At 41.0% G+C, this 12,970-nt stretch carries 14 protein-coding genes; 11 read left to right on the top strand and 3 right to left on the bottom strand.

Features of this window, described 5'->3' with window-relative positions:
- The first annotated feature begins 263 nt into the window (after nt 1–263).
- Genes ACUR5C_RS05580 through ACUR5C_RS05605 form a run of 6 tightly spaced genes read left to right on the top strand, consistent with a single transcriptional unit; the run spans nt 264 to nt 6,288 of the window.
- Nucleotides 264–2,924 (top strand): HzsA-related protein, encoded by a 2,661-nt coding sequence (locus ACUR5C_RS05580; RefSeq protein WP_454467371.1) that lies wholly within the window; start codon nt 264–266, stop codon nt 2,922–2,924.
- Nucleotides 2,925–2,961: 37 nt separating this feature from the next.
- Nucleotides 2,962–3,720 carry an outer membrane beta-barrel protein gene (locus ACUR5C_RS05585; protein ID WP_454467372.1) on the top strand — a complete coding sequence of 253 codons (759 nt, stop codon included), beginning with the start codon at nt 2,962–2,964 and terminating at the stop codon, nt 3,718–3,720.
- Nucleotides 3,690–4,352, top strand: a complete 663-nt coding sequence (locus tag ACUR5C_RS05590) for an outer membrane beta-barrel domain-containing protein (protein WP_454467373.1) — start codon at nt 3,690–3,692, stop codon at nt 4,350–4,352. The genes ACUR5C_RS05585 and ACUR5C_RS05590 overlap by 31 nt, the downstream gene beginning before the upstream one ends.
- A gap of 48 nt (nt 4,353–4,400) precedes the next feature.
- A complete protein-coding gene (locus ACUR5C_RS05595; protein WP_454467374.1) occupies nt 4,401–4,904 on the top strand; it encodes a TlpA family protein disulfide reductase in 504 nt (167 codons plus the stop codon).
- Nucleotides 4,905–4,907: 3 nt separating this feature from the next.
- The gene (locus ACUR5C_RS05600; RefSeq protein ID WP_454467375.1) at nt 4,908–5,141 is read left to right on the top strand and encodes a DUF4266 domain-containing protein; all 234 of its coding nucleotides are present in this window, start codon (nt 4,908–4,910) and stop codon (nt 5,139–5,141) included.
- Complete coding sequence (locus ACUR5C_RS05605) at nt 5,128–6,288, top strand: DUF3570 domain-containing protein (RefSeq protein ID WP_454467376.1); 1,161 nt, start codon at nt 5,128–5,130, stop codon at nt 6,286–6,288. Before ACUR5C_RS05600 ends, ACUR5C_RS05605 begins: the two co-directional genes overlap by 14 nt.
- 70 nt (nt 6,289–6,358) lie before the next feature.
- On the opposite strand, the gene ACUR5C_RS05610 is transcribed toward ACUR5C_RS05605, so the two are convergent.
- From ACUR5C_RS05610 to ACUR5C_RS05620, 3 genes are all read right to left on the bottom strand, one after another.
- Nucleotides 6,359–6,655, bottom strand: coding sequence for a DUF6316 family protein (locus ACUR5C_RS05610; RefSeq protein WP_454467377.1), 297 nt, complete (start codon nt 6,653–6,655; stop codon nt 6,359–6,361).
- Between the two features lie 206 nt (nt 6,656–6,861).
- Nucleotides 6,862–8,160 carry an HlyC/CorC family transporter gene (locus tag ACUR5C_RS05615; protein ID WP_454467378.1) on the bottom strand — a complete coding sequence of 433 codons (1,299 nt, stop codon included), beginning with the start codon at nt 8,158–8,160 and terminating at the stop codon, nt 6,862–6,864.
- Nucleotides 8,161–8,186: 26 nt separating this feature from the next.
- On the bottom strand, nt 8,187–8,978 hold the full coding sequence (locus tag ACUR5C_RS05620) for a cytochrome C assembly family protein (RefSeq protein ID WP_454467379.1): 792 nt from the start codon (nt 8,976–8,978) through the stop codon (nt 8,187–8,189).
- A 216-nt stretch (nt 8,979–9,194) separates the two neighbouring features.
- Between ACUR5C_RS05620 and ffh the strand changes: the two genes are divergently transcribed.
- From ffh to rplS, 5 genes are all read left to right on the top strand, one after another.
- On the top strand, nt 9,195–10,577 hold the full coding sequence (ffh, locus tag ACUR5C_RS05625) for a signal recognition particle protein (RefSeq protein WP_454467380.1): 1,383 nt from the start codon (nt 9,195–9,197) through the stop codon (nt 10,575–10,577).
- 226 nt (nt 10,578–10,803) lie between these two features.
- A complete protein-coding gene (gene rpsP, locus ACUR5C_RS05630; RefSeq protein ID WP_454467381.1) occupies nt 10,804–11,049 on the top strand; it encodes a 30S ribosomal protein S16 in 246 nt (81 codons plus the stop codon).
- A 16-nt stretch (nt 11,050–11,065) separates the two neighbouring features.
- Nucleotides 11,066–11,596 (top strand): ribosome maturation factor RimM, encoded by a 531-nt coding sequence (gene rimM / locus ACUR5C_RS05635; RefSeq protein ID WP_454467382.1) that lies wholly within the window; start codon nt 11,066–11,068, stop codon nt 11,594–11,596.
- 16 nt (nt 11,597–11,612) lie between these two features.
- Nucleotides 11,613–12,407, top strand: coding sequence for a tRNA (guanosine(37)-N1)-methyltransferase TrmD (gene trmD, locus ACUR5C_RS05640; protein ID WP_454467867.1), 795 nt, complete (start codon nt 11,613–11,615; stop codon nt 12,405–12,407).
- Nucleotides 12,400–12,756: a 50S ribosomal protein L19 gene (gene rplS, locus ACUR5C_RS05645; protein WP_454467383.1), complete on the top strand. Its 357-nt coding sequence runs from the start codon at nt 12,400–12,402 to the stop codon at nt 12,754–12,756. The genes trmD and rplS overlap by 8 nt, the downstream gene beginning before the upstream one ends.
- Nucleotides 12,757–12,970: the final 214 nt, after the last annotated feature.

Consider the following 12,970-nt stretch of genomic DNA (forward strand, 5'->3'; position numbering starts at 1 on the left):
AATTAATTTAAGCAAGTGGATTGATTTCCAATAGGTTACTATTGTGTTGGTTTTGTTTGAAAACACCTATGCGATATTTGACCCATGAGTTTTTTAATTTGATGGTATGCAATGACAACAGCGCTTTATTTGTTTTTGAGATATTTGGCCGTGCTATGCTGAGCAAAACTTGGTTTAAGTATGCGCAGTTAGTCAATACTTTTAAAATAGCTATCCACCCAAAGCAAATTTATACCAGCCAATTACCCTAGGAAGTGAGTTGCATGAAAAACTTTAGAGACTTAATCCTTATATTTGTTAGTGTTTTGCTTGTGGCAAGCTGCACTGGGAGTAATGGCGATTTAGTAGGCTCAGGGCAGCAGCCTGATCCGGTGGTTGTCGACTTTCCTATTGCCTTTGTTAAAAGACCGATTCCAGTTGAAATGGATCAAGCTGGTAATCCAACCCCTGTCATGTTTGAGTTGCGCGAGCCTGTTAGCTTTAACCCCGGCGCCGAGCTTATTATACGTGACAGAGCTAGCCTTTCTGCGCAAGACCGAGTATTAACTGAAGGTATTTTTGAAGAAGGAGCACTCTATGACGTTAAAGATCTAGCGGTATCAGCGGATGGCAGTAAGCTGCTTTTTGCAATGCGTGCACCGGAAATAGAAAACGCAGATGAAGACGAACAACCTAAATGGAATATTTGGGAATATGACGTTAGCGCCGATAACTTGCGCCGCATCATTTCATCAGATATTAGTGCAGAAGCTGGCGACGATGTGTCTCCACAATATTTGCCCGATGGCCGAATTGTTTTTGCGTCTACTCGTCAACGCCAAGCAAAAGCCGTTTTACTCGATGAGGGAAAGCCCCAGTTTATTGCTTTAGATGAAGATCGCAATGTACAAACTTTATCGCTTCACGTCATGAGCGAAACGGGCGAAAATATTAAACAAATTACTTTTAATCAAAGTCATGACATGCACCCGAGTGTGCTCACAAATGGCAAAATTGTATTTAGCCGATGGGATAATGTTGCCCAAAATAACACCATAAATCTTTACCAAGTTAACCCGGATGGCTCTCAACTTGAAATACTATACGGAAGGCATAGCCATAATAGTGGTAGCGATAACAGCAATGTCGACTTTATCAAACCGCGAGAAATAGAAGATGGTCGATTATTAACTGCGCTAAAACCGTCTCAATCTAACCGCTTAGGTGGTGAGCTCGCTTATATTGATTGGCAAAACTTTATTGATATTAATACGCAAAGCGCGAATGCCAGCGGTGGAAGTGTTGGGCAAGTGAGCGCCACACCCTATGATGTGAGAACTGATAATGAGATCTCAATAGGAGGGCGTTTTGCTGATCTGTTTCCGTTGTTTGATGGTACTCAACGGATGTTAATGAGCTGGTCACCTTGCCGAATTACTCAACTTGATGAAAATAATCAACCTTACTCTGTTGACTGTAACGCTGAAAACTTAGCCCAAGCCGATGTACAAGAGTCAGACCCTTTATATGGCATATGGATTTATAATCCGCTTAACCAAACGCAGTTGCCGATTGTCATTGCGGAAGAAGGAATCGTTTATCATGAGGTTGTGCCTCTAGCGCCTAAACAATTACCGAGTGTAATTCCGCCGCTTAGCGAGAACGCAAGTAATGAGCTTTTAGATGCCAATTTAGGCGTTGTACATATTAGAAGTGTTTATGACGTTGATGGTGTTGATGTTAGCCCCTTGGGGATTAGTGCAATGGCTGACCCTTTACAGTCGACCGCCGCTGACCGACCTGCGCGGTTTTTAAGGGTCGTGAAAGCCGTATCTATGCCAGATGATGATTTAGTTGACCTTGATGGCACTGCTTTTGGGCGTAGCCAAGCCCAATTAATGCGTGACATATTGGGCTATGTACCGATTGAACCGGACGGTAGTGTGATGTTTAAAGTACCGGCAGATGTTGCTTTTAGTATTAGTATTGTTGATGCAAACGGTCAAAGAATTAGCCCGCGTCACCAAAACTGGATAAGCGTTACCGCTGGTGAAGAAAAGCAATGTAATGGGTGTCACGCAAACAACTCTGAGCAGCCACATGGGCGCATTGATGCTCAACCAAGTTCTATTAACTTAGGCTCAGCGGTCACAGGTTCACCTTTTCCTAATACTAATCCTGCATTATTTGCTGACGAAGGCGAAACCATGGCACAAGTTTATGCGCGCATTAATGGCGTAAGAGACTTATCAGTTAATATTGAGTTTATTGATGAATGGACTGATCCCAATGTGCGCGCTTTAGATCCCAGCATTAATTACCTTTATCAAGACTTAACAACGCCTTCACCCACTAACTTGGCGTGTATGAGTGAATGGAATGGGCTTTGCCGAATAACAATTAACTACATTGATGTTATTCAACCTTTATGGGAATTGCCAAGACAAACCTTTGACTCTATGGGAAATTTAGTTTCAGATTATACTTGTGTCAGTTGTCATAGCCCGACCGACGAAATGGATCAAACCCGGGTACCGTTAGGACAGCTTGAATTAATTGGTACCCCCTCGGTAGATGAACCCGATCAACTCACCTCGTATCGCGAGTTAATGTTTAATGATAATGAATTAGAGCTTGCCAACGGGGCATTAATCGACCGCTTAGAGCCTGCACTGGACGCTAACGGAAACCCAATTTACGAAACGGATGCAGACGGAAACTTAATACTTGATGACGATGGTAACCCTATACCGGTCATGAACACCGTCAATGTGGCTGCGTCAATGAACGTTAATGCGGCGCGCAATAGCCAAAGATTCTTTAATGTGTTCAACCCAGGCGGTACCCATGAAGGCTGGTTAACCGACGCAGAATTAAAATTAATTTCGGAATGGCTGGATATTGGCGGCCAATACTATAATAATCCGTTTGATGTACCACAGTGATGTGAATAAAAATAAGCCGTAGTAGGAATCTAAAATTTTGAAATTTGCAGGTAAGCTTTTCACTCAATTAATTTTTGCTTGGTGTTTTTGTGCGAGTTTTGTGTTTGAGACACTAGCAGAAGACCAATATCAAAAAGTACAGGTTGCTGAGGCATTTATAGAAATGCACAGCGGTCCTGGACGTGGTTATCCTGTTTTTCATATTGTTGAAAAGCACCAACTGATTCAATTAGTAAAAAAGAAAACTCAGTGGTATAAAATTATTTCTCCTAAAGGTAAGCTGGGCTGGGTTCACGAGGATCAAATGCAGCGCACCCTAAACTTAGATGGAACCCAATACAAAACAAATAAACCTGACCAAATACAATTTGTACAGCGAGATTTTGAGGTGGGGGCATTAAGTGGCGAATTTGGTGGGGCCAATGTCATGACGCTTTACTGGGGGTGGAATTGGACCGAAAACATTGCCACCGAACTTGCAGTATCACAAGCTTTAGGGAACGTCTCGGATATTCAGTTTGCCAATATTAACATTATGCATCAGCCTTTCCCTGAATGGATTGTATCGCCTTATTTTAAATTAGGGGCAGGAATGATTAAAACAAAGCCCAGAGCAACATTGGTCTTTCCGGAAGATCGGCAAGATGAAACCGTTAATGTTGGGGTGGGAGCTAGGGTGTATGTGTCGCGTCAATTTTTTCTTCGCGCAGAGTATAATTCACATACAATTTTAACCAGTCGGAATGAAAATGATGAAGTGGAAGAATGGAAATTAGGATTCAGCGTATTTTTTTAAAAGCGATTTTAGGCGTCTTATTAGCGGGGCTTGGTGTTTCTGTGTTAGCAGCAGAGCAACAAGAAACCGAAAGCGGCCTGTCTAATATTAAAGTCTTTGACCCGCAGGTAGAGCGCCGCGAAGTCGATAAAGACGCGATAGATACAGAAAACTGGGAAATCGGTGCTTATTATGGCGTTATAAGCATTGAAGACTTTGGTGCCAACGACATTGTTGGAGCTACAGTAGCTTACCATGTGACTGAAGATTTGTTTATCGCTGCAAACTACGGTCAGTCAGAAGCCGATTTAACCAGCGCAGAAATTCTCACCGGAATTTCTATTCTTGCCGGTGAACGAAAGTATTCTCATTACGATATCTCGCTGGGCTTTAATATATTACCGGGAGAAGGGTTTTTAGGTAGAGATATTGCTTTCACTAGCAATTTTTACCTGTTAGCGGGCTTAGGAAGTACTAACTTTGCCGGAGATAACCATTCAACAGCAGTGGTTGGTGGCGGTTATCAAGTGCTCTTTAATGATTGGATGGCTTTTAACGTTAATGTGAGAGATTACATTTATAAAATCGAAATTGTTGGGGTTAAAACTGCCAGTGATCTTGAAATCTCAACAGGATTCACACTATTTTTCTAGGATAACGCTATAATTTAGCCATGTTTTTTTAATCTATTGGAAGTAACAATGACAAAATTGACCAGTATATCGTTAAAGTTAGTGGCACTTGTGTTAGTGTTTTCTTGTGGCCTAGTTAGTGCCGCAGATACGAAAATACCCGCGCCGGATTTCACTTTAAAAAGCAACTCCGGTAAAAACTTACGTCTCTCAGATTTTCGTGGTCAAGTCGTTTTACTTAACTTTTGGGCCTCTTGGTGTGGTCCTTGCCGACAAGAAATGCCTATTTTAAACGATCTACATAATAAATATTCGCCGCTCGGTTTTGCCGTATTAGGCGTTAATGTTGATGCTGATTCGTCTAAAGCGATTGGGTATTTAAAAGACACTCCAGTAGATTTCCCTGTTTTATACGACCCAGAAAGTAAAGTCAGTGAAATGTATAGTGTTTCTGCCATGCCGAGTACCGCAATTATTGATAGAGATGGCAATGTAAGAATGGTTCACCCTGGCTATAAAAGTGGTGACGAAGATAAATACAAAGCACAAATTAAAAAGTTAATGCGGGAGTAATGAGTGAAAATAAGCAGTATTGTTATTAAGCTGATTACCATTTCCTCACTCTTGTTATTGAGTGGCTGCACCATTAAACCCTGGCTAAAGCCCTATGAGCGTCAAAATTTAGCCGATCCTATTATGGCGTTTGGGCGTGCACCGGTTTCAGATAATTATTTACACCATGTACATCAAGCAAGAGAAGGGGCGCGTGGCGCAGAAGGAAGTGCCGGAGGTGGGTGTGGCTGTAACTAGAAAAATAGCAATTTTTCTAAACTGTAAAGTTCTCTTTAAAGTCATATTTTTATTTAGTTGGCTGCCAATAGTAGAATCTGCAGTGCTTCCCGAAGATAGAAGTGATGCCTTATATCATTACTACGAAGGAGGGGGAGTCGACATTCAAGGACCTTCTATTTTATTGCGCAAGTCAATTAAAGATACTGTCTCTATTTCCGCTAATTATTACGTCGACAATGTCAGTAGTGCGTCAATTGATGTGGTAACAACCGCCAGCGCCTACACCGAGCGCCGCGTAGAAAAGAGTTTAGGCATAGACTACTTGCATGATAAAACCACCATGAGCCTTAACTATACCGCAAGTGATGAAAATGATTTTTCTGCCCGATCGGCACACTTTGGTATTAGCCAAGATTTTTTTGGTGATTTAACCACCTTAAACTTGGGTTTCTCGCAAGGTTGGGACGACGTTGGAAAACGTGAAGATGAATCGTTTGCGGCAGAGGCAAAACGCCGTCACTTCAGAGTCGGGGTCTCACAAATACTCACTAAAAATAGTTTAATAAACCTCAGTTTAGAAACTATTACTGATCAGGGCTATTTAAATAACCCTTATCGCTCAGTACGTTATTTAGTGTCTCCCACAGAGTATGCGCGTCAAGAAGAGCTTTATCCAGAAACCAGAACGAGTGATTCGGTTGCTATTAGGGGAATGTACTACCTTCCGTATCGAGCCTCGTTAAAACTAGAATATAAACGATTTGCCGATACCTGGGGAATAGAAGCAGACACTATTGAAACAGGTTATGTACATCCGCTTGGTGATGAATGGATGTTTGACTTTAAGTTACGTCATTATGCGCAAACCAAAGCGAATTTCTATAGTGATTTGTTCTCTCAAATTGACGCACAAAATTTTAGAGCAAGAGACAAAGAAATGAGTACTTTTAATGCTAATGCCTTTGGTTTTGGAATTGCTTACACTAAAGAGCTAAAAGGTTGGGAGTTACTAGATAAATTTACCGCCAATGTCAGCTTTGATCGTATCTATTTTGATTTTGAAGACTTTAAAGATCTCAGAGTAGAGGTAGATACTCCGGGTGATGAACCTTTATATTCTTATAATGCGAATGTAATTCGAATTTATTTTTCGGTATTTTATTAGTGTGATTTTAAGCAAGCTATAAAAAAGAGCGCATTGAGCGCTCTTTTTAGTATCTGGTAGCAAGTAAAAACTAACTAAAGTTTATTTTTGGCATTTTCCAGTGAGTTTCACCTTCTTCAAAGTTGGTTGGCTCACTAGAAATATCGCTTAAGGTACTGACCACTTCGATAAATTCATTATAGGCATATTTACATTCTGTCCTAGAATTGTAAGGACCATAGTCTAAACCTTCTCGGGTTTTAAAAAACCACAGACCTCTTGTACAAAAGAAACGGCCACTTCGCGGAAATTCTTTCACATTAGATTCGCCTGAACGGCTGTTGTAGTCAGGTTTATTTACTTCTGACTCTTGGTGTTGTGTGGGCATCAAATCCTCCGAGCATCCATTTGTGAGGTTATCTACGTGTAACCTACTACCACATCCCAGAATGAGAAGTAGATCACATACTGAGAAGATATCACTTATTGTAGATGATGAAAACTGATTTTGTGGAATTTTTAACCAAATATATGACAACTATTGTTAAATATTATTACAGCATTGATTAATTAGATCGTTTTGTTTGCATTGGCCTATTCTGCGACTCTAGGAATCGGTTTTTTGTATAAAGAAGGCCATACTTTAACACTTTTTACCATATTCGCTTTAACTTGTAATATTTCCATTGGGTAACCATATAAACGCATCCCTGTGCCAGCCTGCGGGATTGACTCAATATACTCTAAGATTAAACCGTTTAGAGTTTTTGGGCCGTCAGTAGGCAATTTCCAGCTTAAATTACGATTAATATCTCTTACTGTAGTTGAGCCATCGATTATAATACTGCCGTCGTCCGAACGTTGAATATCTTTGCTTGTGTCGGCGAAGTCTGTCGTAAATTCACCGACAATTTCTTCTAATATATCTTCTATTGTAGCTAAACCTAAAATGTCACCGTACTCATCTACAACTAGGCCTATTCGAAGCTTTTTTCTTTGAAAGTTAAGTAGTTGAGTGTTTAGCGGTGTGCCTTCTGGTATGAAGTAGACGGGGTTGATCGCGTCTAAAATGGCATCTTTGGACAAGTGATCGTCGTCTGCAGTGAGTAACTTTACCATTTGCCTTGCATGTAAAAAGCCCACAACATGATCTATTTCGGTGCGGTATACCGGTAACCTAGAATGAACTGAGTTTTTTAATTGACTTAAAATTATTTCAATAGGCTGCTCAATATCTATGCCGGTAATTTCACTACGCGGAATCATAATGTCTTCGACGGTAACTTTTTCTAAATCAAGAATACTAAGCAACATATTTTGATGTCGTTTAGGAATGAGCGCGCCGGCTTCGTTAACGATAATTTTTAATTCGTCACTGTCTAGAGTGTCTTTAGCTGCGGCGTGTACATCGACTCTAATAAGTTTTAAAAGCCCGTTGGTTATGAAGTTAAGGCCTACTACTGCCGGAATAAGCAGTTTATATAATGGCGTTAAAATATAAGAGGCTGGAAACGCGACTTTTTCTGGGTGTAGTGCGGCTAAGGTTTTTGGAGTGACTTCGGCAAAAACTAACACAATGAAGGTAAGCCCGATAGTGGCGATAAGCACACTAGCCGGTCCTGCTCCCCAAATCCTTTCGCAAATAATGGTAGCGATTGACGCGGCCATTATATTCACAAAGTTATTACCAATTAAGATTAAACCAATCAGCCTATCTGGGCGATTGAGTAAACCTTGGGTTAATATTGCGCCGCGTTTTTTATTTTTTACATGGTGTTTTAAGCGATATCGATTAAGCGACATCATGCCGGTTTCTGAGCCAGAGAAAAAGCCAGAACAAATGATTAACACCACTAATATAATAATTAGTGTTTCGGTTGAAATGTGTTCCAAGGGATTATTAACTCACTTTAATTGATTTAAACGATTAAAAACTCAACAACGAGTTTAGTGCCAAAGTAGCCTATGAGAAGTAGAATTGAGCCAACTAAGCTCAATTTAGCAGCAAATGTGCCTCTCCAGCCTCGCATAAAATGACCGTACATTAATATGCCTAGTACAACCCAAGAGGCAATAGTTAAAACCACCTTGTGAAGCGCCTGCTGAGAAAATACATCGCTAGGAATAAATGTGACTAGACCAAGTGAAATACTCATACTGATGAAACCAATGACTAAAAGCTGTATTAAATAGCGCTCCATGCTTTCTAAAGAACCAAGCCAGCGGTGGATATTTGCAGGGTGTTTGCGTAACCCTCGGTCTAAGTAAAGTACTAATGATGCCTGCATTGCAGCCATAAGTAAGAAGCTCAGAGCGGTTATGCCGGTTAAAATATGCAATAAGTTTATAACTTTACCGCTGAGATAGAGTTGTGACTCACTTTTAAACAGTGCAGCTTCTAAAATGCTTATTGCCGCAATGGGCAAAGACACTAGTAATAATGGGTATGCTTGATGTTTAAACCAGTTCCAGCCCACTAAACTAGAAGCAATCCAGGTTGTCATGCAAAAAATATTAAAAAGGCTTAGGTTTTGGCCTTGGCCACCGTCTATTAGCCAATAAGCTAGGTAGCCGTGGATAAACCAAGCTAGTCCAAAAATAACTGCAGAAACAGGGTGAAGCGGCTGCGACTTAGATAAGCGAAGCCAAGTGTAAATAAAAAGTCCGCTATAAAGAATGATGCTAGTTGACTCAAGAATCAGCAAATTCAATGGAGATATCCTTAAACAATAGTGTCGTTATTATCTGATAGCTTGTAAACCCTGTAAACCACTAATATCAGTAAACAATTAATATTCACCCAATTGTTTACGCTTTGGCGTTAAAATGGCGCTTAGATTGTGTTGAAGAGTGCTTGTGATGAGCTGTGATCTGGCTATAATAGCCACCATTGATGCAAGCATGAATCGATTAATTAGGAAAATAATATGTTTGATAGCTTAAGTGATCGCCTAAATCGGGTACTGAAAAAAGTCAGTGGTAAAGGCAGAATTACCGAAGACAATATAAAAACAACGTTACGCGAAGTGCGTATGGCGCTGCTAGAGGCCGACGTAGCCTTGCCGGTTGTAAAAGAGTTTGTCACCAAAATAAAATATCGAGCATTAGGGAAAGAGGTTAAAGCAAGCTTAACTCCTGGCCAAGCGTTTATAAAAGTGGTCAACGATGAGTTGGTAAAAGCCATGGGAGCCGCGAATGAAAGCTTAGAGCTGAAAGCGACACCTCCGGCAGTCGTATTAATGGCTGGCTTGCAAGGCGCTGGTAAAACGACTTCGACCGCAAAGCTTGCGCGTTATTTAATCGAGCGAGAGAAAAAGTCGGTTATGGTGGTGAGTGCCGACGTTTATCGTCCGGCGGCAATTGCCCAGCTTGAAAAGGTTGCGGGTGATGTTGGCGCAGAATTTTTTCCAAGTTCCGTTGACCAAAAGCCTATAGATATAGCCAAAGCAGCCATAAAAGCCGCTAAAAAAGCCTTTGCCGACGTTTTAATTCTAGATACTGCGGGTCGTTTAGCGGTTGACGAAGAGATGATGAACGAGATTAAACAGCTTCATGCAGCCGTTAACCCAGCAGAAACGCTGTTTGTCGTTGATAGTATGACCGGTCAAGATGCAGCTAATACGGCAAAAGCATTTGACGAGGCACTTCCGTTAACCGGCGTAATCTTAACTAAAGCCGATGGTGATGCCCGTGGTGGAGCGGCATTATCAATACGTCAAATTACCGGTAAACCGATTAAGTTTATTGGTATGGGCGAAAAACTTGATGCTTTAGAACCATTTCACCCTGAGCGAATTGCGTCACGTATTCTGGGTATGGGAGACATGCTTTCCTTAATTGAAGAAGTGGAACGCAAGGTTGATAAAGACAAAGCAGAAAAGCTCGCTAAAAAGGTTATAAAAGGTCAAGGTTTTGATTTAGAAGACTTTAGAGAGCAACTAGTGCAAATGAAAAGCATGGGTGGCTTAACTAGCATGATGGACAAGCTACCTGGCATGGGCAATGTGCCACAAGCAGCCAAGGATCAAATGAGTGATAAGGCCACGGTGCATATGGAAGCCATTATTAACTCAATGACCGCTAAAGAAAGAGCCGCACCTGATATGATCAAAGGCTCGCGAAAACGCCGTATTGCAAGTGGTTCTGGAACCGATATTCAAGCGGTTAATCGACTATTAAAGCAATTTAAGCAAATGCAAAAGATGATGAAGAAAATGAAAGGCAAAGGCGGCATGATGAAAATGATGCGCGGCCTTCAAGGAATGATGCCTCCGGGCGGTGGTGGAGGTATGCCACCTATGGGGCGATAAACCCTAGCTTTAAGCTATTAAAGGGGGAATTTTACTCAGTTTAATCGCTTTTTTCAGAAAAACTGAGTGTGAACTTAATTTATACCCCTTAAAACACAAAAAAGGGTTTCCAAACGCAAGATTTAAGGATAAAATGCGCGTCCTTTGAGGTCTGGGGAATTCTTGAACAGTTTTTCAAGCGGTTTCGACAGGCTATATAGTAAAGAATTTAGAGGAATTATAACGCATGGTAAGCATACGTTTAGCTCGTGGCGGTTCAAAAAAGCGCCCATTTTATCACATGGTCGTAACTGACAAGCGTAATGCTCGTGACGGTCGTTTCATTGAGCGTGTTGGCTTTTTCAACCCTGTTGCTACAGGTCAAGAAGAGCGTATACGCGTTGATAACGCACGTATCGATCACTGGATTGAACAGGGCGCCCAAATGAGTGACCGTGTTAAAAAATTAGTTAAAGATCACGCTGCAGCTTAATTAAAAGATTATTCTGATGGAAGAATCTCCAGTTATTGTCGGTAAAATAACTGGCGTCCATGGGGTGCAAGGCTGGGTTAAGGTTTTTTCCCATACCGAGCCAAGACTTAACATTGTTAAGTATAACCCGTGGCTTATTAAGCAAAAGAATGAATGGCGTTCAATTAAGCTTTTAAATGGACGTTCTCAAGGAAAGACTATTGTTGCCCAGCTAGAGGGGATAAATGATAGAAATTCTGCGCATGCAATGATCGGAACTGAGATTGCAATTATGCCGTCTCAAATGCAACCGCTGGCCGACAATGAATTTTATTGGCGAGACTTAGAAGGATTGCAAGTGATTGATACTCAAGGGGAAACTTTGGGTATAGTATCGCATTTAATCGAAACCGGTGCTAACGATGTATTAGTTGTTAAGTTATCGGCAGAGAAAGCTGCTGGAAGTAAAGAGAAGGAAATGATGATTCCTTATATTCCAGAGAGTGTAATTAAAAAAGTCGATCTTAATGCTCAAACAATTGAGGTTGACTGGGACAATGACTACTAAGCAGGCAGAACCATTAATACGGTTTTCCTCAGTTTCACTATTTCCTGAAATGTTTTCAGCAATGAGTGAGTATGGAGTTGTTGGCCGAGCTATAAAAGAAGGTAGCGTTTCACTGGAACACATCAATCCACGCGACTTTACCACAGATAAACATCGAACCGTTGACGATAGACCTTATGGTGGTGGTCCGGGGATGTTGATGAAAGTTGAACCGCTTGAAAAAGCGATTCTAGCTGCTAAGCAAACTAAGCCAGCAACTGTGATTTATTTATCGCCTCAAGGGCAGCCATTAAATCATCAGTTAGTGACACAACTTGCAGAAACAGAACATCTAGTTTTAGTAAGTGGTCGATACGAAGGCATAGATGAGCGATTTATTGAGCAGCATATTGATTTAGAAATTTCGCTTGGCGATTTTGTGCTAAGCGGCGGCGAACTAGGCGCTTTGGCAATAATTGATTCGGTGACTCGATTATTACCCAGTGTACTTGGACACGAAGACTCTGCGTTAGAGGATTCTTTTGTTGATGGTTTACTCGATCATCCTCATTATACTCGACCAGAAGTGTACCAAGGTCAGTCAGTTCCAAAAGTATTGTTGAGCGGAAATCATCAGCACATAGAACGCTGGCGATTAAAGCAAAGGTTAGGGCGAACTTGGTTAAGGCGACCTGATTTACTGCAACAAAAAGAATTAACCCAACAAGAGCAAAAGTTGCTCGCGGAGTTTCAAGCAGAGCATCAAGCTGCGCTAGAAACTAAAAATAAAGATTCGTTAGATATTAGAAACCCAGGAGTGGACAATGAGTAAGATAATTGATCAACTGGAACAGGAACAAATGAGTAAAGAAATCCCTGATTTTGCACCAGGTGATACTGTCGTTGTTCAGGTGAAGGTAAAAGAAGGTGACCGTGAGCGTTTACAGGCGTTTGAAGGTGTTGTTATCGGTGTTAAAAACCGTGGCCTAAACTCTGCATTTACAGTAAGAAAAATTTCTTACGGTGAAGGCGTTGAGCGTGTTTTCCAAACATACAGCCCAATGGTTGACAGCATTACTGTTAAGCGTCGTGGTGATGTACGTCAAGCTAAACTTTACTATCTACGTGAGCGTAGCGGTAAGTCTGCTAGAATCAAAGAAAAGTTAGACGTTAAAAAATAATTAACGACTGATTTTTTAAAAAAGGCGCTTTTTAGCGCCTTTTTTTGTGGGTGGGTTTTATACACGATAGTAATATACGTATTGATGCCTTCACCTATGATAACTTAAACCGTAAAAAACTTGCTCTTACGTCGGCTTGATTTTAGCTAGTAGCGCTTGAGTTAAATTCTATATTCAGGTTTAAAGTTGAAGTATTTTAAATTAGTGTGTTAAT

The sequence above is a fragment of the Aliikangiella aequoris genome (assembly GCF_053709105.1).

Excerpts from the sequence above, each read along its gene's own strand:
- ACUR5C_RS05580 (WP_454467371.1), top strand. The coding sequence starts at position 264 with ATGAAAAACTTTAGAGACTTAATCCTTATATTTGTTAGTGTTTTGCTT.
- ACUR5C_RS05590 (WP_454467373.1), top strand. The coding sequence starts at position 3,690 with ATGGAAATTAGGATTCAGCGTATTTTTTTAAAAGCGATTTTAGGCGTC.
- ACUR5C_RS05595 (WP_454467374.1), top strand. The coding sequence starts at position 4,401 with ATGACAAAATTGACCAGTATATCGTTAAAGTTAGTGGCACTTGTGTTA.
- ACUR5C_RS05610 (WP_454467377.1), bottom strand. The coding sequence starts at position 6,655 with ATGCCCACACAACACCAAGAGTCAGAAGTAAATAAACCTGACTACAAC.
- ffh (WP_454467380.1), top strand. The coding sequence starts at position 9,195 with ATGTTTGATAGCTTAAGTGATCGCCTAAATCGGGTACTGAAAAAAGTC.
- rpsP (WP_454467381.1), top strand. The coding sequence starts at position 10,804 with ATGGTAAGCATACGTTTAGCTCGTGGCGGTTCAAAAAAGCGCCCATTT.
- rimM (WP_454467382.1), top strand. The coding sequence starts at position 11,066 with ATGGAAGAATCTCCAGTTATTGTCGGTAAAATAACTGGCGTCCATGGG.
- rplS (WP_454467383.1), top strand. The coding sequence starts at position 12,400 with ATGAGTAAGATAATTGATCAACTGGAACAGGAACAAATGAGTAAAGAA.